This window comes from Pelotomaculum isophthalicicum JI, assembly GCF_029478095.1.
GTDB classification, from domain to species: domain Bacteria; phylum Bacillota; class Desulfotomaculia; order Desulfotomaculales; family Pelotomaculaceae; genus Pelotomaculum_D; species Pelotomaculum_D isophthalicicum.
This window is the reverse complement of sequence record NZ_JAKOAV010000021.1, coordinates 14,516-38,384: the sequence shown is the minus strand read 5'-3', so window position 1 is coordinate 38,384 and position 23,869 is coordinate 14,516. Positions and strand designations below refer to the sequence as shown.

Below are 23,869 nucleotides of genomic sequence, written 5' to 3'. Positions count from 1 at the left end.
ACATTTTAAATTTGATTATTATATTATATTAAACCATAGTATGATAAATTTTTTATACACAGGCAATATTCGACAATATTTCCGAAGGATAACTATTAGATTTTGTCTAAATAAACTTTCTAAACATTTCTAAAATAGCAAATATAACAAATAGTTGTTCACTCGGGATCAGTTGTACAGGGGAGATTTATTACAGTCCTCGCTGTGCTGAGATGCTTGGTTACTCTTTGAAGCAAAATGAAATGCATATCAGCATGTGGAAGAAAATGATTCACCCCGATGATAAGCCTGCCGTGATGAAAGCATTTAATGAACATTTGGAGGGACATACAACGCGTTTAGAAAACGAACACCGGCTGTTGGCCGGATCAGGCGAGTGGAAGTGGATAATTGATCGGGGGGAGGTTATAGCGAGGGATAATTACGGTAAGCCGCTGCGTATGGTTGGTACGATTGTTGATATAACAGAACGGAAGAAAGCAGAGGAGACGCTGCGGGAAAGTGAAGAACGTTATTGTCTGTTGTTTAATAACAGTATTGATGCAGTCCTGCTCGCCGATCCTGGTGGAGGCGTTTATGCTGCCAATCCTGAAGCGTGTCGTATTTTTGAAAGAACAGAAGATGAGCTCTGTCAGTCCGGTATAGATTGTATTATCGATACAACCGATCCAAGTTATTACGCCGTGTTGAAAGAGTGGAACCGTACGGGGAAATTTAAAGGTGAGCTTACTTTGAAGCGTAAAAATGGCGCTATATTTACCGGTGAGATTTCCAGTGCCATATTTAAAGATAAAAATGGTCATTATAAAACAAGTATATTCATTCGTGACATCACTGAACGAAAACAGTTCGAAAAAGAAATGGCCCGTCTGGACCGGTTGAACCTGGTAGGAGAAATGGCTGCCGGCATCGGCCACGAAATTAGGAATCCGATGACCACTGTGCGCGGATTTTTACAAATGCTTGAAGGAAAACAGGATTGCAGTAAGTATAAAAAATATTTTAATTTAATGATATCAGAACTGGACAGGACAAATACAATTATAACAGAGTTTCTCTCCTTGGCAAAAAATAAGACGGTTGAATTAAAGCCACAAAACATTAACCATATTATCCAGGCTTTATTCCCTTTAATCGAAGCTGACGGTATGATTACAGATAAAAATATTGAAATAGAGACTTCGGAAGTGCCTGATATTGCGCTGAACGAAAAGGAAATACGCCAGTTGATCCTCAACCTTGTGCGTAACGGATTCGAAGCAATGTCTCCCGGCGGTAAGTTGACGATTAAAACATTCAGGGATGGAGATGAGGTTGTCTTCGCCGTACAGGATCAGGGCGGTGGGATAAAAACGGATATTCTGGATAAAATAGGAACCCCTTTCCTTACTACAAAGGACTATGGGACAGGGTTGGGTCTTGCGGTTTGTTTCAGTATCGCCAGCCGGCATAACGCCACCATTAATTTTGAAACCAGCCTTTGCGGCACAACCTTTTTTGTCAGGTTTAAGATGTGAATAAAACGAGAATGATTATACCTCAGTAACGCAAATTCGGCAATTTTAGCTTATAATAATATTATTATTTTAGGAGATTTTTTGTGAAAACTGTATACATATTTGGAGCGGGAGCGTCGGCAGCGGAAGGTGCGCCGGTGCTGCGTGATTTTTTAAAAATAGCTTATCAGTTTTTTAAGGAAGAGCATTATAGTACTGAGCTGGATATCGTTTGGGAGTTTCTTGAGCATTTCTATGGCCACGAGACAACAATAAACCATTCTAATGAGCTTGAGAAGTTTCCGGGATTAGAAGAAACATTCAATATTGTTGATTGGTCTTTGCTGCAAAACCAGGCATTTTCGATCAGATTCCCGAGGCCACGATTGCATGAATTGAAAACGGCTTTGGTAAAATTGATCAGCATGACGCTTGACAAGTCACTTCCTTCATATAACGGTATGCATCAAGCTTTTGTGTCCGAAGTTATCAGGGGTGGGGAAGATATTCCAACTTTTATATCTTTGAATTACGATATTGTTTTAGATAATGCCATCCGTTCCACCGGTTATGAACTGGAATATGGTTTCTATGGCAACCATCTAAATCATATGGATTGTTGCAAGAAAATTCCCCTTTATAAATTACACGGATCTCTGAACTGGTCATTTTGTCCGCTTTGCGGAGAAATATCCGAACATAATGAAAAAGTTGCGCACCTCCTCTTTAAAGATAAATATTCAATTACTTGCCTGAACTGTGGGAGCGATAGCTCTCAGGCAATTATTATAGCTCCTACTCTTTATAAATCTTATAATATCAGCAGATTGCAGAATGTTTGGGATTGCGCGGGCAAGTCCATAAGTTTGTCAGACCGGTTGATTTTTGTAGGGTATTCACTTGCTCCGGCGGACACATCAATAATTGCAACTGTCAAGAGAGCACTTAACACAATAAATAAAAATCGTGAAATAATAGTGATTAACCCAAGTGAACAGGCGTGTAGCCGGTACAGGAAAATCTTTGGGGAAAACTGCCGGGTATTGTGTCAAAAATTTACTGGAGAGCAAGTGTGAAATTACCTATATCTGAAGTTACAGGGACAAACCAATAGAAAAATTATATATTAAGTAAGTAGATTGAATAATTATTGATAGTTGATTTGAAAGGAAGTCAGAAACCATGAATAACGAACCTGGACAAAAAATTATTGCGCATGTGGATAGAGATCTTGCTGATATTGTACCAGACTTTCTGGAAAATAGGCAAAAAGATTGCAAATTAGTGCTGGATGCTTTGGAAAAGGGCGATTATGAAACTATCCGGATTTTAGGTCATAGTATGAAAGGAGTCGGAGGTGGCTACGGTTTCGACACTATCACTGATTTAGGCGCCTCCATCGAACAAGCGGCAAAAGATAAGAATAAGGTGGAAATACATAATTTAATCAATAAATTGATGGTTTACCTTGATAGAGTGGAAGTTGTTTACATGGATTAAACTATTTTGGCGACCTTTGATACTTATCTTCGGGCTCACTCGCTCTTTGAATTAGGCTTTGGTATTACCATTATTAAAAAAACCCCTTTTAATGGGGTTTTTATAATGAAGCAGCTTTGGGAAGCTCGGTTCTATTGGCATACCAGTTATAATCAATGTCTGGAAATATATTATTTTTATACTCCAGGTATTGTAAATTGTCTTCGTTAATACAGTTGCCCTGAATTTCTTTTTGTAGCTGAAAGAAATTCAACAAGTGATATTTTGTGCGTTTAACGGCATATTCAACCATAGTGCCGGTACTCATTATAAAAGCCCAATCGCTGCTCTGCGCTAGAAGGAATTCACGTGCCGCCTGATTTAATGCCCGCCGGTGCAACCCTCTGGCGTTACTGTATTTATTGGCAAGTGATGTCATCCTTTCAGCCGCGATATGCAAGTGACGGTAAATCCAATCATTGGCGCCACACAGCCAAACCTCGTGATAGCCTTTATTGCCCCAACTCGATGAACAAGGTGTGGCAACCTGATTGCAAGGAAAATTCTGCAGGTAGTCACTTGGAGTTGCCATTTCAACGACATCCTGATCAAAGGCTATTTTACGAATGAGGTAATCAAGCCATTTCGGCCCCTCAAACCACCAGTGTCCAAAAAGCTCTGCGTCATATGGCGCTACAATGATAGGCGGCCGATCCATCAAATTTGCAAGATAGTATATTTGATGTTGACGGTTAAACATAAAATTACCCGCGTGTAAAGCTGCTTTTTCATCGGCCTGCCTGGGATTATAAGGCTGTTTTTGACTTAAATCCACCTTGCCTGTGATTTTGTGATATTTAATTCCGGTGTGAATTCTAATCCCGTCTGGATGGATATAAGGTCCGATATAGTCAAGACCAAGATCGTAGCCAATATCCCGGTAGAACTCGCGGTAGTCATAGTCGCCGGGATAACCTTCCTGGGTGCTCCAAACCTGTTTAGAAGATTCAATATCTCTACCAAAGGCAGCTACCCCGGATGGACAATATATCGGCGCGAAAATGCCAAAACGCGGCCTGTGTGAAGCATAAAGCACTCCGTGAGAGTCGGTGAAGAAGAACTTTAGGCCGCATTCTTTTAATATTTCATCAACACCGGGAGCATAAGCGCACTCCGGCAGCCAAATCCCTGCCGGCGGCTTGCCCAGATGGCGGGTATGCAAGTCAACGGCAGTTTTTATCTGGCCTTTGATCGCCTCTGGATAAAGCATCATAAATGGCAAATAGCCGTGCGTGGCTGCACAGGTGATAAGTTCAATTCTTCCTTTGTCTTGAAAGTCTTTGAAGGCAGTAACCAGGTTGCGGTTATAACGATCACAAAAAGTGAACATAGCTTCCTGGAAACGTTTTTTATACATTAACGCAGTTTCATGAAACGGGCTTCCGTATGTGCGGCCTTCCTCTTTATCCGCCAGTTCGATAAGTTTTGCCAGATGACGGACATAGCGCTCCTGAAGGAGCGGGTCCGTAAACATTGAGAGCAGAGGTGGAGAGAGGGTAAGTGTCACCCGGAACTTTACATTATCTTCAATTAGGCGTTCAAAAACATGAATTAATGGAATATATGTTTCTGTAATAGCTTCGTAAAGCCATTTTTCTTCTAAAAAATTTTCATGTTCAGGGTGGCGTACAAACGGCAGGTGCGCGTGCAATACTAAACATAGATAACCTTTAGGCATTAACTTGCTCCTTTCAGAATTTAAAAGTGTTCAAAATTAACATCATTTTCTATTTGTCATTGTTAAGGCCTGGTGAACTTATGCCAAGGGGTAAAGCAGCTGAACGCATGGCGAGTTCTTCAATAATCATCGGCGAACTGGTACCGAATTGGAACTTGCCAATGGTACGGTACAAACCTTCAATCCACATCCATTCTTCGTCCAGACGATCAGAAAGTGAAGCCCGTGGAGTTGTAACAGCGTTGGACCTCAATAAAGTTATAAAACGGCCGTCCGGGAACATCCTGCCTAGATCCACGCAGAATGAACGGTCTGGTTTCCCTACCTGAACATACCAATTGTCGGCGCTCTCACTTATATGGATGTCTGTATAACCGAGCGCATTTTTACCGTTGAAGTCGATGCCTGTGATATCATATATTCTTAAAACCGGATGGGTTGCCGACCATGCTTCAGGCCCGTAATTATTTGTAAATTCGTCTTGTTTGGTTGCAGTGATTTCCCAATAGGCAAAAAGCCAGTGCGGGTCACGTGCTAGAAGAACCATCCGGTCAATTCCGTAACAATGAGGCAGTTCAGGTTCTGGTGGGCGCTGAAGCTGATGCGAAGATAATGCAGCCGGCGGATTCAACTCTTCAGAAAACTCCTCATTAAACAAAGGAGGTGATAGGTTTTCGTATTCATTTTTATTGGCGGTGCGCGTGCGTCTTAATGGCCATAAAAAAACAACCGCCGCCACCAGTATCAAAACCCAAAAAAGCCATGGAAACAAAACACTCATGGATTTTTGTCCCCCCATTTAAAATAATAAGCCTTGCAAAAGCTTTGTAACATTATAAAATTAACCTAAAAGCTTTTTTTATTATTGCCCGGACGAAAAGGGTTTATTTACGATATTTAAGTTAAAAATAATTTTTAAATTACAGTTTAGCATTGGAAGTGGCATTTGTTGTAGATTTTTCAGCTCACGGACATTTATTGGCGAAATAAAATAGGGTGGAATCTTAAGATAATATTTTGATGATAAAGGTTTGTCCGATGAATAAGAAAGAAAAAATAGGCAAGATATTGAATATCCTGGCAACAGTTTATCCTGACGCGGGTACCGCTTTGATTTATAAAACGCCTTTTGAGCTAATGGTTGCCGCTATTTTATCAGCCCAATGTGCTGACAAACAGGTAAACCGGGTTACCGCCAGGCTGTTCAAAAAATATAATACTCCTCAGGAATTCGCGGCGTTGTCTCAAGAGGATCTCGCGGAGGAAATCAAAGGATGCGGATTATACCGCAATAAAAGCAAGTATATCATAGAAGCTTCCCGTGAACTGGTAAAACGTTACGGTGGCACAGTGCCGCGAAACAGAAGCGAACTTGAATCGCTCCCCGGAGTAGGGAGTAAAACCGCCGGTGTTGTATCAGGTGTGATCTATGGGAGTAGCGCACTACCAGTAGACACCCATGTCCACCGTATAGCTCACCGCTTGGGATTATCAAGGGCAAGCAATCCCAGAAAAGTGGAGGAAGAACTGGCTGGACATATTCCGCCCCATCAGCGTATGGCGGCACACCATCGTTTGATTGCTCACGGGCGAAAAGTCTGCTTAGCAAGGAGACCGGCTTGCGGCAATTGTCATTTAGTAGAATTTTGTGAATATCAGCCAAAGGAGGACAGGCACTCTTGCACATAGTACTGGTGGAGCCGGAAATACCGGCAAACACAGGCAATATAGCGCGGACATGCGCTGCGACGGGGACTGCATTACATCTTGTTCGTCCGTTAGGGTTTTCGACAGAAGACAAATACTTAAAACGCGCTGGTCTGGATTACTGGCATCTGGTAGATATCTTTTATTACGACAGTTTTGAGGAGTTTACCGCCAGTTGCCGTGACCGGAGGTTCTACCTGGCTACTACGAAGGCTCCACGTTTTTATACCGAAGTCTCTTTTGTGCCGGATTCCGTGCTGATCTTCGGCAAGGAAACAAAGGGACTTTCCGCCGAAATTCTCAACGCTTACCCGGAAAGTCAAATTCGCATTCCGATGATAAGTGAAGCAAGATCACTCAACCTTGGCAACTCAGTGGCGGTGGTGTTGTACGAGGCGCTGAGACAGCAGGGCTTTAAAGGATTAAAGTAATAGCAGTAAGTCAGTATTCAGTATTCAGTAGTCAGTAGTCAGAATAAAAAGAAAGAGATGACGGTTAGATTTGTTTATCCATTTGCATCTTCATTCGGAATATAGTTTGTTAGACGGCGCGGCCCGGATCAAGGGGGCTGTGGCAAAGGCCAAGGAGATGGGAATGCCTGCCCTGGCTATCACCGATCACGGGGTGATGTACGGTGTGATGGATTTTTACAAAGCGTGCCAAAAGGCTGAAATCAAGCCCGTCCTGGGCTGCGAGGTCTATGTCGCGCCGCGTACCATGAGCGACCGCACACCGCGTGTTGATGACAGCTACAACCATTTAGTCCTTCTCGCTAAAAATCAAGAGGGCTATCATAACTTATTGAATCTTGTTTCCCTGGGGTTTACCAAAGGTTTTTATTATAAGCCAAGAGTGGACAAGGAATCACTAGCCCGCTACAGCAAAGGGCTAATCGCTTTGAGCGGCTGTATCGCCGGAGAGGTGGCCGCCAAAATCCTGGCCGGGGAGAATGAAAAGGCCAGACAGGCGGCCGGTTTTTACCGGGAAATCTTTGGCCCGGATAATTATTACCTGGAGCTTCAGGACCATGGGTTCGAAGAGCAGAGGACCGCCAACAAGGAACTGTTGCGTATTCACAAAGAGATGGATATCCCCCTGGTAGTTACCAACGATGTACATTACATCAGGCGTGAAGACGCCGAGAGCCAGGATGTGCTGATGGCCATCCAAACCGGTAAAAGTATCGATGACCCGGGCCGGATGAAGTTTCAATCGGAAGAACTCTACTTAAAAAGCCCTGAAGAGATGAACCTTCTTTTCGGTGAAATTCCCCAAGCTTTGCGGAATACGCTGGAAATTGCCGAACGCTGCAATGTTGAGATGGACTTCGGCAAATACTTTTTGCCTCATTACGCGGTGCCACAGGGGTACACAACGGAAACCTATCTGGAGGAGCTTTGTTACCGTGGCGCCCGCAGGGTTTTTGGTGAGCTGAGTGAAGAAATAAAAAAGCGCCTGGATTATGAGCTTGGTGTGATAAAACAGATGGGATACCCGGCCTATTTCTTGATTGTCTGGGATTTTATCCATTTTGCCAGGCAAAAGGGGATACCGGTGGGACCTGGCCGCGGCTCCGCTGCCGGCAGCCTGGTGGCGTACAGTCTGGGCATAACCAATATTGACCCGTTAAAATACGGGTTGCTTTTCGAACGCTTCCTTAATCCTGAGAGAGTATCCATGCCCGATATCGATATTGACTTTTGTTATGAGCGGCGGGGCGAGGTTATTAATTATGTAGTGCAAAAATACGGCGCTGATAGAGTGGCGCAGATTATTACTTTCGGCACTATGGCCGCGCGGATGGCAGTCAGAGATGTGGGACGGGCGTTAAGCATGCCCTATGGCGACGTGGATAGGGTGGCCAAATTGGTTCCCGCGGAACTGCACGTTACCATTGAAAAAGCGCTTAACGAAGTATCTGAGTTAAAAGAGTTGTATGAGCAAAAACCGGAGGTAAAAAAACTAATTGATACAGCCGCCGCTTTAGAAGGAATGCCGAGGCATGCTTCTACCCACGCGGCCGGCGTGGTGATTACGCAGGATCCGCTTACTCATTATCTTCCTTTATACAAGACGTCCGATGGTCCGGTAACGACTCAGTTTGCCAAAGAAACGGTTGAAGAGCTCGGCCTGTTGAAAATGGACCTGCTGGGGCTAAGGACGTTGACGGTGATTGGTGACGCGGTGCGCCTGATTTTTGAGAGCACCGGAATTAATATCGACATTGATCTCATTCCGCTTGATGATCAGGCTACTTATGATATGCTTTGCAAAGGCGAAACGGCTGGCGTTTTCCAGCTTGAAAGCAGCGGTATGCGCGCAATACTTAAAGATTTAAAGCCGGAAGTATTTGAAGATATTGTAGCGCTGGTGGCGTTGTACCGTCCTGGCCCCCTGGGCAGCGGCATGGTGGACGATTTTATTAAAAACAAGCATGGCTTGACAAAAGTGAAATACCTTCATCCAAGACTCGAACCAGTTTTAAAGGACACATACGGCGTAATTTTATATCAGGAACAGGTTATGCGTATAGCTAGCGATTTGGCCGGTTTCAGTCTTGGCGAGGCGGATCTTTTACGCAGGGCGATGGGTAAAAAAAAGCCGGAGATTATTGCCGGTTTGCGTTCCCAGTTTATTCAAGGAGCCGAGAACAACGGGGTAGATAAGAATATAGCAGGCCAGGTTTTCGACCTGATGGAATATTTCGCGGGATATGGCTTTAATAAATCACACAGCGCGGCATATGCTTTGGTTTCTTACCAAACCGCTTATTTGAAGGCGAATTATCCGGTTCAGTACATGGCGGCGTTAATTACTTCGGTCAAGGATAATACGGACAAGGTCGCGGCATATATTGAGGAATGCCGCCGGCTGGGGATTGAAGTGTTACCCCCTGATGTTAATGAAAGCAGGGAAAGCTTTACACCCGTCGGAAAGAAGATACGTTTCGGGCTGGCGGCGCTAAAAAATGTCGGTCCGGGCGCTGTGGAGGCGATCATCCGGGTCCGGGAACAGGGAGGCCCTTTTAGTGGATACGCCAACTTTTGTCAGAGGTTAGATACAAAAGTAATCAATAAAAGGGTACTTGAAAGCCTGATAAAATGTGGGGCCTTTGATTCTCTCGGCCACCGCCGGGCTCAGTTGATGGCGGCGGTGGACGCAGGGCTGGGCTTGGCTCAGCAGTCTCAACGCGACCGGGAAAACGGGCAGCTTTCCCTATTGGATCTCTTCAGCGACGGCGCTGAAGAATCGGTTAGTATTACTCTTCCCTTAGTTCCGGAATTCCCGAAAGGCCAATTGTTGATGTTGGAAAAGGAAACCTTGGGTCTTTATATCAGCGGCCACCCGTTATCACAATACCGTGAAATATTAAACCGGCTGACTACGGCTACCACGGTTGAGATAAGCGATTTGCCCGATGATTGTCAGGTGATTTTAGGTGGGATGATTGCTAGTATTAAAAAAATCAATACTCGCAAAGGGGATATGATGGCTTTTTTAACCCTGGAGGATCTTACCGGAACGGTTGAAGTACTGGTTTTTCCGCGGCCTTACGAATCAAACAAACTGATTATTAAAGTGGACGAAGCGGTATTAATCAAGGGAAAAGTCAGTGGCAACGGAGAAGAAGTAAAGGTAATCTGCGAAGATATTTCTACTATTGAAAGTCATCTGGGTGGGGAAGTGCATATTAAACTAGAAAGCGCATCATCCTCTTTGCTGGATCAGGTCCAGATGATTTTAAGCAGTTTTAAAGGAAAATCCCCTGTATTTTTCCATCTTGAGAAAGAAAAAAAAGTATATCAAAGTGGGGAAGAATACTGGGTTGATTTATCAAAACCAGTTGTGAAAAAACTGGTGGATTTACTCGGTAAGACTGGCGTTGAAGTCAGAAGAATAATAGATGATCCTGATTTAATGGATAATCAACAAACAGTAGATGAAAGATCACCGTTAAGAAAAAAAAGAAAATTCCGCAGCCTTCTCGAACTATAATGATAGACGTATACTTGCCAAAACTAAATAACGTATGCTATTATTGCTTTGCAAATAAAGGAAATTCGGGGAGTGGTTTTTTTGCAAGATATCTGGGGTACTGTTACCGGGGAATATGTAGTAATTAAAGCTCTCGATAATGGAGTTACTATTATTGGCTTAACCAGGGGTAAGGATACCAAATTTCATCATTCGGAAAAACTGGACGAGGGTGAAATTATGATCGCCCAGTTTACAGAGCATACTTCGGCAATAAAAATAAGAGGCCGGGTGGAATTGCTAACCAGACATGGCCGAATCAGTTCGGGTGATTGATTGAACGAGATATATCCAGGGTGTATACTCTGGATATATCTTTTTTAAAGAAAAAGAGGAATACTGACCGGCTGGGTAGAAAAAACTAACCATATGACGGCTAAAATGTTAGGAGGCTTTGATGTGTGGACAGTGGTATATATTGCGCCTAATAAAAAAGAGGCGGAGAAGTTAGAGAAACGTTTAACAGCAGAGGGTTTTTTAGTTAAACTAAGGCCTATAGGACCACAGCAAGCCAGCAATACTTGTTCAATAGAAATCCTTGTACCTGAATCTGAAGTTGACGAGGCGCTGGAGATTATCAATTCCATTTAAAATAAATCTTATTCTGTAATTTTGCACCGCTATTCGTAGTAGTATTCATCTATATGGAGGTATAGTTCAATGCAAAGAGTGGCGTTATTGACAAGCGGTGGTGACGCTCCGGGCATGAATGCATGTATCAGGGCGGTGGTACGCAAAGCTGTTTACCATGGCCTGGAAGTTATTGGGATTAAGCGTGGTTTTAACGGTTTTATAGAGGCCGACATGGAGCCGATGAATCTTAGTTCGGTTGCCGACATTGTTCAAAGAGGGGGAACTATTTTACGTACTGCCCGCTCAGACCAGTTTCTAACTCCGGAGGGCCGGGCTAAAGCATATGAAAATACTAAGCGCTTTGGCATTCAAGGACTAATAGTTATTGGTGGTGACGGATCTTTCCGGGGCGCCAGGTCTTTTTATCTTGAACACAATCTCCCGGTCGTAGGTGTTCCCGCAACAATTGACAACGATATTCCAGGCACGAATCAAACTATTGGGTTTGATACAGCGGTAAATACCGCCATCGAGGCGATAAACAAGATCCGGGACACCGCTACTTCTCACGAACGTGCCTTTATAATCGAAGTGATGGGGCGCCACAGCGGCTTTATTGCCCTTGCGGCCGGGTTGGCCGGGGGTGCCGAATCTATCTTGATTCCAGAGCGTCCTTTTAGTTATGATGAAATTTGCGAAAAGCTCTTGCGAGGATTTCGCAGGGGAAAATTGCATAGCATTATAGTCGTGGCTGAAGGTGCTTCCGGTGGTTTGGAGGTAGGGCGAAAAATAAAAGAAAGTACAGGGATTGATACAAAAGTAACCATATTAGGGCATCTCCAGCGGGGCGGTTCACCATCGGCCGCGGATAGAATTCTAGCCAGCAGGCTTGGGGCGAGGGCAGTAGAGCTGTTGATGAACGGGGCGACCAAAATGATGGTTGGCGTGAGTAAGGGGGAAATAGCGGCTGTTAATCTTGATGATGCCTTGACCCAGGCTAAAACAATTGATGTTGAGATGTATCACTTGGCCAATATTTTATCTCTGTGAAATTTTCGCAAGAGGATTTATTATCAGTTCACGAAAAAAAGTCCTTTTTCCGGGCATCATAAATATGTCTTGGAGGAGGGATATTTTTGTTGGATTTAATCGTTGAGTATCTGTCGGCGCTAGGTCTGGGAGGTCTGTTGGCTGGAGTAGTAATTGAAGCAATGGGTGTACCTTTTCCTGGAGGTATAATGGTTGTTCTTGCAGGTTTTATGGTCAACCAGGGCAACATGAAATTTTTAAGCGCTCTTTTAACATTACTTTTCGGTTATACTGCCGGTTCATTAGCGGCTTATTTGATCGGCAGAAAACTAGGGCAGCCATTTTTTTTGCGTAGCGGCAAGTATCTTCGGATTTCTCCTGAAAGATTCGAACAAGCCCAGGGCTGGCTGGACCGGTCAGCGCCTGCGTTTATTATCTTTGGCAGGTTCCTCCCGGGACTAAGCAACCTTACTCCTTACATGGCGGGTGTTAGCCGAATTGGAATTGTATATTTCCTCTTTTATAATTCCATCTTCGCTTTGGGGTGGGGATTCTTATATTTAATGATCGGTATGTTTTTTGGCCATAATTATCAAATTATTGCCCGATACTTAAATACAAGGCTTTCTATAGTTGGTTTTGTAATATTGGTTTTATATTTACTTTATCCATTCATTAAAAAAAATTACAGACGTATATAAAGCGCCTTTTCGTTTTCGTCAATAGTTATATGATATTTTCCCTTGCACTGAATGTTAAAATGCTTTAAAAAGCCTCTGGCGCCTATCTTATTTCTGTTGACAGTTAGTCCGTTGTTATTAGTAGAAGGACTTATTCTTATCGTTTTAGTTAAGGGATCATACGATAACTCGACATGACTCATATTCATTTTTAAAGCCAGTTTTTTATTTAGGGTGAAGTGATTTTTTGAAATAGAGATAGTGAATTCTTTTTCAGCCGTAGGTTTATATACTTCATAAGTCATTGATTCCAGCCCCAATTCTACTTAATCTATGCTTTCTATTGTATACTGGATCTTATCACCAGTCAAATATTTGATTAACAATTAACATAAACTAAAGATTATGAAATGATGTTGGATGAATAAATATTGTTATAATCTTTTGCAATGTTATTTGCGCCGGATAAAATAATCCATGAGTTCGTGTCCTGTGGAAAAAATTAAATCGCTTTGTTCCGCTGCCTCTTCGTTGTAGGACTTGATTTTGTTATTAGTATTAATTCCACTTGTATATATCACAAAGGGAACCGGGCTGCTGGAATGAGTGCGAATGCTCATAGGGGTGGGGTGGTCAGGCAGGAGCATTATTCTGTAATCTTTGAATTGGCTAAGCCCGTTTAGCAACTCAGCCAGCATCTTATCAACTTCCTCGATGGCTTTTACCTTGTTTGACAATTCACCCCGGTGCCCGGCTTCATCCGGCGCTTCAACATGAATATAAACGAAATCTTTTCCTTTGCTAAGTTCTTCCAGGGCTGCGAGAGCCTTGCCCCGGAAGTTGGTGTGTATGTTACCGGTGGCGCCTTCCACTTCAACTACTTTCAGTCCTGCGCAAATACCAATCCCTTTAATTAAATCTACAGCGGAAATCACTGAGCCTGTAAGCCCGTATTTGTCGATGAATTTAGGTAATGCCGGCTTTTTCCCTTGCCCCCACAGCCAGATGGAAGTGGCGGGCCGAAGACCTTTTTCTTTCTTTCTTCTTAAATTTACAGGGTGTTCCGGTAAAATCTTATTGCTTTCTTTCATCAAGTAAATTAAAGTTTCATATCCGTCGCCTTTGGGAAGGTATTCAGTGATAAACCGGCCTGATATGTCATGGGGAGGTGTAAGGTCACTGGACACAGGTCCGCCTTTCCAGACTAAAAGGTGTCTGTAGCTGATGCCGGGGTAAAAATGGATAAAGTCGTTACTCAGGCGCTTATCGATATCTTCGATCAGTTCCTTGGCTTCCAGTGTGGAGATCTCGTCGGAGCTATAGTCTATCATTGTTTTTTCTTCATAAATGCCATTATCGGACAAGGTGACCAGGTTGCAACGAAAAGCTACGTCGTTTTCCCCCAGGTCGACGCCCATGCTCACAGCCTCAAGAGGCGAGCGTCCGGTATAGTATTTGCAAGGGTCGTAACCCATTACGGAGAGGTTGGCGACATCACTGCCAGGTGGCAGTCCTTCCGGGACCGTCCTGACTGTACCTATTACACCGTTAGCCGCCAGGTAATCCATATTTGGCGTGGCGGCAGCTTGTAGAGGCGTCTTTCCGGCCAGTTCGCCGACCGGTTCGTCGGCCATGCCGTCACCCAATAAAATAACATATTTCATAGCAATCTCCTTAAAACAGCTGTATAATTTATTCTGAATGAAAATATTCTCCATACATCAGATGAAATCCTTCATTCTGGTCGTGATAAACCAGCTAACCTTTGTAATAACAAGCATTACATAACTAATCAGGAGTCAGTAATCAGTAGTCAGCAGTCAGAATAAAGAATTAATTATCATCCCGAAATATTCTGAATTCTGACTCCTGAATTCTGAATACCTTAATGTTAAAAAAGGGAGGTTGCTTACCGTTGCGTATTACACCAAAATTTGAGCTTGAACGGCGAATTAAGAACTTACAAGATATTTTAAAGCGTCAGGGTATTGATGGAGCAATGATTATCCAAAATGTCGATGTTTTTTATTTCGCCGGTACGATGCAGCGAGCGCATCTGTTTATTCCGGCTGACGGCCTACCGGTTCTGATGGTTAAGCGGAGTTTTATACGGGCGAGTGAAGAATCAGCCTTAGAAAACATTATCCATCTTGAAAATCCCAAAGAAATGGTGGCTGTTTTAAAATCCTTTGGCTACGGACCGTTTAACATCTTGGGTTTTGAACTGGATGTGCTGCCGGTAGTCCAATACCAGCGTTATCATAAGTTATTTGAAAAAACGAAAATAATTGATGTCAGTCCTTATATTCGTTCCTTACGCATGGTCAAATCGCCTTATGAATTGGGAATAATCAATGAATCCGCGGGACTAAACCAGGAGATATATGGTTTTATCAGGGAAAATATTCGGGAAGGTATTACTGAACTGGAGTTGGCAGGGGATGTTGAAGCGGCTTGCCGGAAAAGGGGTCATATTGGTATGCACAGGTTGCGGGGGTTTAACCAGGAACTTGGTTACGGTCATTTAATGTCCGGCTCGAACCTCGCGGTATCAAGTTACTTCGACGGACCCACGGGCGGTAGGGGACCGGATCCTTCTTTCCCCCAAAGCGCCGGTTATAAGTTGATTGGCAAAAACGAACCTGTACTGGTAGACTACGGGTTTGTTTATGACGGATACATCGTGGACCAAACCAGGATATTTTGTATTGGTAAACTGCCGGACCACTTAGTCCGCGCCTATTCAGTCGCATATAAAATTCAAGAGAGAATCAAGACACTGGCAAAGCCGGGAGTGATGTGCGCGGAACTTTATGATTCAGCGTTGGAAATAGCGGAAGCGAGTGATTTTGGAGAACACTTTATGGGTTATCCTGAGAGAGTATCATTTATCGGCCATGGCGTTGGATTAGAACTTGACGAAATGCCGGTTGTCGCGGCAGGTATCAAAACACCGCTGGAAGAAGGAATGGTATTAGCTATTGAACCAAAATTCGTTTTTCAAGACGGAGCGGTGGGAATTGAAAATACTTTTGTTGTAACCGCGGACGGGCTGAAAACTTTGACAATATTTGATGAAGATATAATATATATCTGACAAAATTTTTGCGCTTATGTTAGTCCCGGTTATTGCAGCTTACAAGCGCAAATATTTGAGAGCGGGCAACTGAATGCTGCCTTGTCACAATCATTAATTTTACCGGTACATAATATAAGATCATATTCAGGCTTGATATCATTATCGTAAATACTTGGATTTAACTTTAACAAACCGATAACTTCTCGCTTTGTATTGGGGCAGAAAACCGGTATGGTTTCAGTCATCATATTTCATTCCTTTCCAGATGATGTGGGTTGCTAGTTGCTATTAGAAGCAGATTAATTGCTTGTATTGGGAATAAGTCGACAGTCAATATTTATTCGTTGGTTTACATATATTATAAATACTTGTAAAAGTAAATAGTCCTATAATATGTTATTTATAGGACTATGGTCATGGTAAGCGGTTAGCATATATAATTAGCAGAACAAATTCGACTTGTGTGACCTTTGGGTCAGCCGTCATGTTCCTGCTCATATTCGTCAATGAGTTTATTAAAAATCGTTTGCACAGGCAAAATGTTTTTTATTTGATGAACATTTTGCCCGACAAAAACCACACCGTCATCAACTTGACCGATACGTGAGTTTTCCAAGGCTTTAACGATACAGTACTCCTGGGAGCAATTTTTTAGACAACCATCACATCCATCCGGTTCCGGCGCGTCGCCTTTTAGTATCTTGTCCGCAAAAGCGTTGCGCAAAGCACGACCCGGCATACCTACCGGGCTGGATATGATTACTACATCGTCCGCCGTAGCTTTTAAGTACATCTGCTTGAAAGCTTCAGCTACCGCGCATTCAACACTTAGTACAAAGCGGGTGGCCATTTGAACTCCGCTAGCCCCCATCCGAATCACTTTAGCGATACCTTTGCCGTCCACAATACCGCCGGCGGCGATTACCGGTATCTTTACCGCGGAAACGATTTCCGGGAGTATTTCATCAATTGAACGGTTTGTGCCAAGGTGCCCTCCTGCTTCGACCCCTTCAGCCACAACTGCCGCCGCACCTTGTTTTTCCGCAATCCTCGCCAGTTTCGAAGACGATACAATAGGGACAATCGGAACGCCCGATTCTTGGCTCCAGCGGAAAATATCCCGTGAATATCCTGCTCCGGTAAAGATTAAATCAATTTTCTCTTCAATCGCTGATTGCACAAGCGCTGCAAATTGACGAACAGCGAACATAATGTTTACACCAATAATACCTTTGGTGTTTTTTCTGGCAGTTCGTATTTCGTTTCTTAATTCATTTATTGACATAGCGGAAGCGCCAATTACTCCAATTCCACCGGCATTAGCTACAGCAGCTGCAAGTGGGGCGGTAGATACCCGCAAAGCCATGCCGCCTTGAATAATTGGATACTTTGGCACCAAATGTCTGATTTTTAATTCCGGAAATTTCATTAACATATATTCTCCCTCATAACAATATTTACATATATATTTTTGGAAGGCAATAATTTTTTTATATTGATATTTAGCTTTAACATATCCTCGCCACATTAAAACATATTCGGTATAGAAAGAAATAATCCTGTATACTAAGATAAGTAATATTTTATCACAAAAAAAACTTTTGCAAAACTTTTGTCAATAAGGATATAATTTTTTTAAATATTTTTATCTATTACATTTGGAGGTTTCCTTCGATTGATTGAACTATTGCCACCATGTAACAACGCTTGTCCTGTTAACACCAATGTCCGTGGTTACCTGGCCGCCATATCAAAACGTGACTACATGGAAGCTTACCGCTTGATCAAGGCGAATAATCCCTTTCCGTCTGTCTGCGCTTTGATCTGTTCGCACCCCTGCGAGGCTGCCTGCCGCAGGGCGCAGGTCGATGAGCCTGTTTCCATTCGCAGCTTAAAACGTTTTGTTGTAGAAGCAGTCGGTTTGCGGACGGAGAAGGTTTGTCCAACCGTATATACAGGCAAAAAGGTTGCGGTAATTGGCTCAGGACCTTCTGGTTTAACCGCGGCATATGACTTAGCGCGTCAAGGCCACCAAGTTACTGTATACGACCGTTACCAGGAGCCGGGTGGACACTTCATGGCCTCACTGCCGACATTTCGCCTGCCGAGAGAAGCGCTGAGACGGGATGTCGAGCAGATCTTGTCTACCGGTATAAACTTTGTTCCCGATACTGAAGTGGGTATAGATATCAGTATTGATGAATTAAGAAATAAATATAACGCGGTAATTATAAGTACCGGTCTATGGGGAGGCCGGGGATTAGCCCTGCCAGGTTTTGATCATGCCGACGTATTATTTGCGCTGCCGTTTTTAAATCTGGTAAATTTAGGGAAAATGCCGCGGATTGGTAAGCGGATCGTTGTGCTCGGCGGAGGCAATGTGGCGATGGACGTAGCCCGTGCCGCGTTGCGCTTGGGGGCGCTAGAGGTAACTGTAATTTCACTTGAAGATCGGGAGCAAATGCCGGCATCGTCTTGGGAAATCATAGAGGCGATTGATGAAGGGGTGAAGCTGGAGCCAGGTTACGGTCCGGTGGAGGTTCTGTCAAGTGGAAGTTCCATTACCGGTATTAAAGTACAGAAAGTAAAAACTGTTTTAGATTGGGAAGGAAAATTCAACCCGGTATATGAACCCAATGTTTATAAGACTATTCCAGGAGATACAGTAATACTTTCCATTGGCCAAACACCGGAAACATCTTTTCTTGAAGGTAGCAGCTTGAAAAAAGATGCGCTGGGTTATCTGCTGACAGATAAAAAAACTCTTACAACCGCGGATTCAGGTGTTTTTGCTTGTGGTGAAATAATCACGGGACCGGGACCGGCAATAGCGGCGGTGGCATCAGGACATCGCGTGGCAGATATTGTCGGGCGCAGCTTAAAAGGTGAAACAATGCTTCCAGTTGAAGGAGAGACTAATCTCATTGGAGCATTGCCGGATAAAGTTGCTGTAAAAGTGCCTCATATTGAACGGCAGGGAATGCAGTCACTATTGCCTGAACAACGTTCTCTAAACTTCTTGCCTTATGAAAAGGGCTTAGAAGAAGAAGCTGCGCTCCGCGAAGCGGGACGTTGCATGAGCTGCGGATTAGGAGCAAAGGTAAATATTGAGAAATGTGCTGCTTGCTTAACCTGCCAGCGTGTTTGTCCTTATGGTGTACCCGTTGTTAAAGAGCATGCAGGGATTCCCGTGGAAAGCTGCCTGGCTTGCGGCATCTGCGCGGCTGCCTGCCCGGCGGGCGCTATTACGCTGGAAGTTCTAGACGAAATTATGGTAAAAGATAACCCATTAATCGCACGTTATCTGGCTATATTCGCCTGCCGGGGGGTTGTCTTGGACTTAACGCGGGACAAGTTTAAAGAATCATCCATACTAAATAAAACACGGTTGGTTGAGATACCCACTTCAGGCGCACTGCGCGTTGAATGGATTTTAAAAGCTTTTGAGAACGGGGCTGCCGGGGTGGCGATCGTAGCCTGCGGTCCGGGGCAATGTCGGCACCCCAGCGGGAGCGCATCATGCAATCGCGTCTTAGAGCGCGCCAGAACTCTTCTGGCGCAGCTGGACATTAAGCCAGAGAGGCTTCTCTTTTGCCAGCAAAGTGAGGGAGAGGACTTGATTCGTTTACTCGAAAATTATTATGACAGGCTAAAGATTATTGATATAAATTAGATGAATTCACTGAATTTAAAGAGAATAGGCCGGTAAATGGAAACCCGGCCAGTAATAATTATTTTTTTTCATCTTTTTTCGCTTCTTCTGAATAAAACCCTTGGCCACAGACACCGCCACCCGGGTCGGGAGATATAATAGGGTTGGGATTCCAAGCCTGCATAGGGGAGCCGCCTGGTCCACTGGTTATACCACCAGTTATACCACCAGTTATGCCACCAGTTGGTATACCAGGACAGGGAGTTCCTGGACAGGGGCCGCAGCCAGGAGTTGGATTACAGCCGGGTGTTGGCGCCATTCCAGGCGGCATGACAGGGCAAGGTACTCCTCCGGTTAGCTGGACTCCCCGGTAAGCGGCATCAACGGTATTCCAGAACATCGCTTCCCCGGTCTCTTCCTTGACCATCCCTAAAATTATATGCCGGGTGCATTCGTCCGGAGCCATGCATGCCAGCATGGCCAGATGTTGCACTTGCCGGAGTTCGAGCTGAATTGCTTCATGTAACAAACTTTGCAGAGTGTTCATTTTTATTACCTCCTGAAAAAATGTTTAATAACATTATTTCTTTTCTTCTTGCTCACCGACGGAATAAGACATTGTTCCGACAGGCGGCCCGGCGGGCATTGCCCCAAAACATTGCGACAGCAAGGCAAGTTTTTCCGCCATGCGTTGTTCTTTGCATGCCATGTATAAAATTATTCTTCTAAGTTCTTCTGACGGTACGGCTTGTGCAATCTGGGAATAAAGAACAACTTCTTGTTGTTCGCTTGCCGCCAGCATCCCAAGGATGTCTTGAGGGCTAGGAAAACATCCGCCTGTCATGCCGCCCATTACGTCTTCTTGCTTAGCGCTCATTTTAATGTCCTGCCTTTCTAGGGTTGATTGTTGTTATATTATATGAAAGATATTTTCCATGGTTACATTTACCATGTTAATGTTAGAATTTGTCTTATCATATTTTATAACAACGAAAATTGGATTGGATGTTTTTTACATGTTATTCGATAAGCAGCTTAATGTTCTGAGGTAAATCGTAGTTGCCTTCTTTACTTATCATGGCGTTAATGTTAAAATGCGAAAATTTGTCATAGTATGATCGGAAAGCAAGTGAATGTGAATCGTGGTGGCCTAAGACAACTTTTAAATTATTGATGTTATTGGAACAAGTAAGACTGGCGCCGTCGAAGGACTGAACCCGTTGATAAAACTTAATAGCCCTCTGCTGATCTAATGTTACAGCTAGTTCGTACCGAGCCGGGCGAAACAATTGGTTGTTGGAATAGGAAAAACAACGATCACCTATGCCGCCAAAACCGTACCAGGTGAGGATGGCGTTACCACGATGTTTAAGAATAAACCTTCCCCGGGACATTTCCGATAGATCCAGCCTGCTCACTTTGTAAGAGTTGTAAATGAAGCCGCTCTCAAATACCTGCACTATCGCATAGGCGCAAGGAAACTGCACGGTTGCGGGTATTTCCACGTAAGGGAGATTGCCTGTCGCAATATGGTTGACGGTTACTTTATTTCGGTGAATATGTCCGGAAAAAACACCTTGCACACAGGAAAATGGCCGGATGGTTTTTAGAAAATCCTTATGGTTTTTTACGCCGAACCACAAGTCGGGTCCATTGCATGGATGGTGAAAAAACAGGTAAGAGGGTTTGCCTTCGCTTTGCAATATATTTTTGGTCCATTGTAAGTGAGTGGGATAGATGTATCCCCAATTATCATTTTGTCTACAGGAGTCAAGCAGAATAAACTGATAATCACGAAATACGAAGTTCGCGCAAGTCTTTTCGCGGTTCGAGACATAGTCAAGAAAGCCTTTTTCGCCAATGCCCGAGTTTTTGGTGAATTTGTCATGATTACCGATACATAAAAGATAGGGGGTATTCCCGAAGCATGGAAGGATTTGATCCCTTAGCTCTAAATACTGCTTTTGGTTTGCGGTGTCAGTAAGGTCACCTGTTATCACTGCCAGATCAATATTCCGTCTTTTGCTGTCCATTATACACTGGGTTAATAATGTTTTTGAGTGTTCAACGAGTTTGCCAAAATAAGTTTCGTTGATATCTTTGACAGGGTTGGTAGAAGCAATGTGCGTGTCGCTAAAAATGGCATAATTAAAAAGATGCTTTCCCTCAGGTTTAGGTAAAGTCGTGAAAGAATTTAAAGAGCCTTTAACCTCGTTGGACTCTACCCTGTACCAATAACGTGTGGAAGGAATTAAACCGTATATTTCCACCCAATGATATTCAGTATTTTGATTGACTGTATGCTTAGTTAATCGTTCAGGGTTCTCTCCGAAACATATTGTCGTGTCCGCCGGTCGTTTCGGTGTTGCCCAAGTGATCATGGCGTAGTTATAACCAAGCGTACATAACTCTTCGTTGCAAATTGCCGGATTGCTTGTCATGGAAAGCGGATAGTAATTATTTTGACCTTCAGTGTTAAAAATCCCGGGCGAGCCGTTGATACACCGTACATCTATTTTGTTATTAACAGTACTCATTTCTAAATTTCCCCGTAAATTTATTATTGCTAGTATATGCTTATTGCTTGCGACATGTAACTTTTAACATCTGCGGTGGGAATTTACCGGCTTATTTTGGCGTAAAAAAACGCCGGTTTGGTTTCCGCCGGCGTTATTAAACGGTTCGATTATTTTAATACGGCAATTTCCCGTTGCAGCTCAGTGTTTACCCAGATCCCTTCAAAACCGACCGGATCCGGGTCTGATACCGCAACGTAAATCCATTTTCCTTTGACTTGGGTTACCACACCGTCAAAACCGTTATCCTCCCTGTCGCGTCTGATGAATACTCTCTTCCCGTCTAGCCATTCCATTTTATAGCACCCTCCTAAATTATTTCCTCGATCGCTTCAGATGGCGGTAAATTAAATATCCACACAAACCTAACAGCCCTAAGATTATAACCCAGGTTAACAAACTTGGCATGAAATAGTGGTAACCCCAGGGAGTGTAGTAATAATTTGGCGTAAAGAAAAGATGTGACCACGCAGGCATACTCCAGTAACGATTATGGTAATAATACGGGGGCTGCGGCGGTGAACCGAAAACACCAACTTGCCGCTGAGCCGGGAAACGGTCGCTTTCAGGCGACAAGGTGCGGTCCCAGGTGCCGTTGTAAGACGTTTTTCCGGTGGAGTATGAGCTGTTCCCTGTTGAGTAACCAGATTTGCCAGTTTGATAGTCCTGGCTCAACGCCGGCGGACTGCCTTGTCTTGGTGTGGAAAAATCCTGTGTTTCGGTTGTATAACCTTTACCCTTTGAAGTATCAGCGGAAGATGAATTGCTCGTTGACGCCCCTGTTGGTTGTGATCCACTAGATGATGGAGCGGCAGTATCAGCCGCTCCACTCTTTGCGGATTTGCTGGAGTAGCTCGAAGTGCTTGACGAGTAGCTTTTCCCGGATGAAGTACTTTTGCTGCCCGACGAAAAACTACTGCGTCCTCCGCTGCTGAACCCTTTTGCCAGGGCCGGGCCTGCCAGGAGGGATAGTACCAGCGCCAGGCATACAAGCAAACCGAGGGTTTTTTTCAAACAACTCACGAGTTTATTCCTTTCCTTTTCCAAGTTCAGCCTTCAGTCTCGCCAATTCGTCGTCAACGGCCATGTCGTCGGCTGATTTTTTCAGCTTGGCAAATTCATCTTCCAGAGAGTTCTCAGCGGAAATCATGGTTGCCTGTGCTTCCGCTTCCGATCTATTGACTTTGTCACGCATCCGGTCAAAATCGGAAAGAGCGTTATTACTAGCAATTTCCTGTACTGCTTCGTTAGCTTGCTTCATGGCCGCCGCCCGGCGCTGCCGCATCACCAACTGGTCCCTTTCAGACCTGGCCTTGTTAAGCTTTTCCTCTAATAAGCGGTAATTGCTTCGTAATGTTTCTACCGCTTTCTCCTGTTCGGCTAACTGAGCTTCATATTCAGCCAGATTGTTTTCCGCTGTCTTTTTACGTTCCAGGGCAATCCTGGCCAGATCATCTCTGTTTTGCGTAATTGCCACTTTAGCTTGAGTGTTCCATGATTCAATTTCTTTCTTGCTGGCTTCTGCTTTTTGGCGAAGTTGCAGTTGGTCGGCCACTGCGCGGTTGACCTGGATATTGAACTGCTTTAATTCCTCAGTGGCTCGTTCCACGTAAAGGTTCAACATTTTTTCCGGGTCTTCAGCCTTGGAGATCAGGTCGGAAATATTTGCTTCCAACACATCCTTCAATTTTTTAAACAATCCCATTTCTGCACTCCTCCTGTGTTTTTGTTGTACGTTATCCTTACATAGCCTTAAGAGCTATTAAAGATTTATTGCGACAATCCTACTAGTTTTCCAGGCTAAATTCAAAGGTCACCCCGGTTA

Annotated in this window: 23 protein-coding genes; 12 read left to right on the top strand and 11 right to left on the bottom strand. The window is 43.9% G+C overall.

Going from position 1 to position 23,869, the window contains the following annotated elements; all coding sequences use genetic code 11:
* Positions 1-110: 110 nt before the first annotated feature.
* The 3 genes from L7E55_RS11475 to L7E55_RS11465 all read left to right on the top strand — a co-directional run bounded on the left by L7E55_RS11475 (position 111) and on the right by L7E55_RS11465 (position 2,996).
* On the top strand, positions 111-1,517 hold the full coding sequence (locus L7E55_RS11475) for a PAS domain S-box protein (protein WP_338091217.1): 1,407 nt from the start codon (positions 111-113) through the stop codon (positions 1,515-1,517).
* 83 nt (positions 1,518-1,600) lie between these two features.
* Positions 1,601-2,572: an SIR2 family protein gene (locus tag L7E55_RS11470; RefSeq protein ID WP_277444375.1), complete on the top strand. Its 972-nt coding sequence runs from the start codon at positions 1,601-1,603 to the stop codon at positions 2,570-2,572.
* 106 nt (positions 2,573-2,678) lie between these two features.
* A complete protein-coding gene (locus tag L7E55_RS11465; RefSeq protein WP_277444374.1) occupies positions 2,679-2,996 on the top strand; it encodes an Hpt domain-containing protein in 318 nt (105 codons plus the stop codon).
* A 100-nt stretch (positions 2,997-3,096) separates the two neighbouring features.
* Here the strand turns inward: L7E55_RS11465 and L7E55_RS11460 are convergent, their stop codons facing one another.
* Both L7E55_RS11460 and L7E55_RS11455 read right to left on the bottom strand, forming a co-directional pair.
* A complete protein-coding gene (locus L7E55_RS11460; protein ID WP_277444373.1) occupies positions 3,097-4,713 on the bottom strand; it encodes a glycoside hydrolase family 57 protein in 1,617 nt (538 codons plus the stop codon).
* A 49-nt stretch (positions 4,714-4,762) separates the two neighbouring features.
* Positions 4,763-5,494, bottom strand: a complete 732-nt coding sequence (locus tag L7E55_RS11455; RefSeq protein WP_277444372.1) for a DUF4912 domain-containing protein — start codon at positions 5,492-5,494, stop codon at positions 4,763-4,765.
* A 257-nt stretch (positions 5,495-5,751) separates the two neighbouring features.
* Here L7E55_RS11455 and nth point away from each other — a divergent pair, with 257 nt between their 5' ends.
* The 7 genes from nth to L7E55_RS11420 all read left to right on the top strand — a co-directional run bounded on the left by nth (position 5,752) and on the right by L7E55_RS11420 (position 12,758).
* Positions 5,752-6,402: an endonuclease III gene (gene nth, locus L7E55_RS11450; RefSeq protein ID WP_277444371.1), complete on the top strand. Its 651-nt coding sequence runs from the start codon at positions 5,752-5,754 to the stop codon at positions 6,400-6,402.
* The gene (gene trmL / locus L7E55_RS11445; protein WP_277444370.1) at positions 6,393-6,851 is read left to right on the top strand and encodes a tRNA (uridine(34)/cytosine(34)/5-carboxymethylaminomethyluridine(34)-2'-O)-methyltransferase TrmL; all 459 of its coding nucleotides are present in this window, start codon (positions 6,393-6,395) and stop codon (positions 6,849-6,851) included. Before nth ends, trmL begins: the two co-directional genes overlap by 10 nt.
* A gap of 70 nt (positions 6,852-6,921) precedes the next feature.
* Entirely contained in the window at positions 6,922-10,416 is a 3,495-nt protein-coding gene (locus L7E55_RS11440; protein WP_277444369.1) for a DNA polymerase III subunit alpha, read from the top strand.
* Between the two features lie 81 nt (positions 10,417-10,497).
* Complete coding sequence (gene mtrB, locus L7E55_RS11435; RefSeq protein ID WP_277444368.1) at positions 10,498-10,731, top strand: trp RNA-binding attenuation protein MtrB; 234 nt, start codon at positions 10,498-10,500, stop codon at positions 10,729-10,731.
* Positions 10,732-10,854: 123 nt separating this feature from the next.
* Positions 10,855-11,046 carry a putative Se/S carrier-like protein gene (locus L7E55_RS11430; RefSeq protein WP_277444367.1) on the top strand — a complete coding sequence of 64 codons (192 nt, stop codon included), beginning with the start codon at positions 10,855-10,857 and terminating at the stop codon, positions 11,044-11,046.
* A 69-nt stretch (positions 11,047-11,115) separates the two neighbouring features.
* Complete coding sequence (pfkA, locus tag L7E55_RS11425) at positions 11,116-12,078, top strand: 6-phosphofructokinase (RefSeq protein ID WP_277444366.1); 963 nt, start codon at positions 11,116-11,118, stop codon at positions 12,076-12,078.
* A gap of 137 nt (positions 12,079-12,215) precedes the next feature.
* Positions 12,216-12,758, top strand: coding sequence for a DedA family protein (locus L7E55_RS11420; RefSeq protein WP_277444365.1), 543 nt, complete (start codon positions 12,216-12,218; stop codon positions 12,756-12,758).
* A 431-nt stretch (positions 12,759-13,189) separates the two neighbouring features.
* Here L7E55_RS11420 and L7E55_RS11415 read toward each other — a convergent pair whose 3' ends face one another.
* Positions 13,190-14,401 carry a cofactor-independent phosphoglycerate mutase gene (locus tag L7E55_RS11415; protein ID WP_277444364.1) on the bottom strand — a complete coding sequence of 404 codons (1,212 nt, stop codon included), beginning with the start codon at positions 14,399-14,401 and terminating at the stop codon, positions 13,190-13,192.
* Between the two features lie 251 nt (positions 14,402-14,652).
* Here L7E55_RS11415 and L7E55_RS11410 point away from each other — a divergent pair, with 251 nt between their 5' ends.
* Entirely contained in the window at positions 14,653-15,834 is a 1,182-nt protein-coding gene (locus tag L7E55_RS11410; protein ID WP_277444363.1) for a M24 family metallopeptidase, read from the top strand.
* A gap of 29 nt (positions 15,835-15,863) precedes the next feature.
* Here the strand turns inward: L7E55_RS11410 and L7E55_RS11405 are convergent, their stop codons facing one another.
* Positions 15,864-16,064 (bottom strand): hypothetical protein, encoded by a 201-nt coding sequence (locus L7E55_RS11405; RefSeq protein ID WP_277444362.1) that lies wholly within the window; start codon positions 16,062-16,064, stop codon positions 15,864-15,866.
* Between the two features lie 227 nt (positions 16,065-16,291).
* Entirely contained in the window at positions 16,292-17,245 is a 954-nt protein-coding gene (locus L7E55_RS11400; protein ID WP_277444361.1) for an NAD(P)H-dependent flavin oxidoreductase, read from the bottom strand.
* A gap of 246 nt (positions 17,246-17,491) precedes the next feature.
* Here L7E55_RS11400 and L7E55_RS11395 point away from each other — a divergent pair, with 246 nt between their 5' ends.
* Complete coding sequence (locus tag L7E55_RS11395; RefSeq protein ID WP_277444360.1) at positions 17,492-19,489, top strand: FAD-dependent oxidoreductase; 1,998 nt, start codon at positions 17,492-17,494, stop codon at positions 19,487-19,489.
* Positions 19,490-19,547: 58 nt separating this feature from the next.
* Here L7E55_RS11395 and L7E55_RS11390 read toward each other — a convergent pair whose 3' ends face one another.
* The 6 genes from L7E55_RS11390 to L7E55_RS11365 all read right to left on the bottom strand — a co-directional run bounded on the left by L7E55_RS11390 (position 19,548) and on the right by L7E55_RS11365 (position 23,749).
* The gene (locus tag L7E55_RS11390; protein WP_277444359.1) at positions 19,548-20,015 is read right to left on the bottom strand and encodes a hypothetical protein; all 468 of its coding nucleotides are present in this window, start codon (positions 20,013-20,015) and stop codon (positions 19,548-19,550) included.
* A 33-nt stretch (positions 20,016-20,048) separates the two neighbouring features.
* Positions 20,049-20,345 (bottom strand): ferritin-like domain-containing protein, encoded by a 297-nt coding sequence (locus L7E55_RS11385; protein WP_277444358.1) that lies wholly within the window; start codon positions 20,343-20,345, stop codon positions 20,049-20,051.
* A 142-nt stretch (positions 20,346-20,487) separates the two neighbouring features.
* On the bottom strand, positions 20,488-22,005 hold the full coding sequence (locus L7E55_RS11380; RefSeq protein WP_277444357.1) for a metallophosphoesterase family protein: 1,518 nt from the start codon (positions 22,003-22,005) through the stop codon (positions 20,488-20,490).
* A 149-nt stretch (positions 22,006-22,154) separates the two neighbouring features.
* Positions 22,155-22,340: a hypothetical protein gene (locus L7E55_RS11375; RefSeq protein WP_277444356.1), complete on the bottom strand. Its 186-nt coding sequence runs from the start codon at positions 22,338-22,340 to the stop codon at positions 22,155-22,157.
* 19 nt (positions 22,341-22,359) lie between these two features.
* Positions 22,360-23,067: a hypothetical protein gene (locus L7E55_RS11370; protein ID WP_277444355.1), complete on the bottom strand. Its 708-nt coding sequence runs from the start codon at positions 23,065-23,067 to the stop codon at positions 22,360-22,362.
* Positions 23,068-23,071: 4 nt separating this feature from the next.
* Positions 23,072-23,749, bottom strand: coding sequence for a PspA/IM30 family protein (locus L7E55_RS11365; protein ID WP_277444353.1), 678 nt, complete (start codon positions 23,747-23,749; stop codon positions 23,072-23,074).
* Positions 23,750-23,869 lie beyond the last annotated feature (120 nt).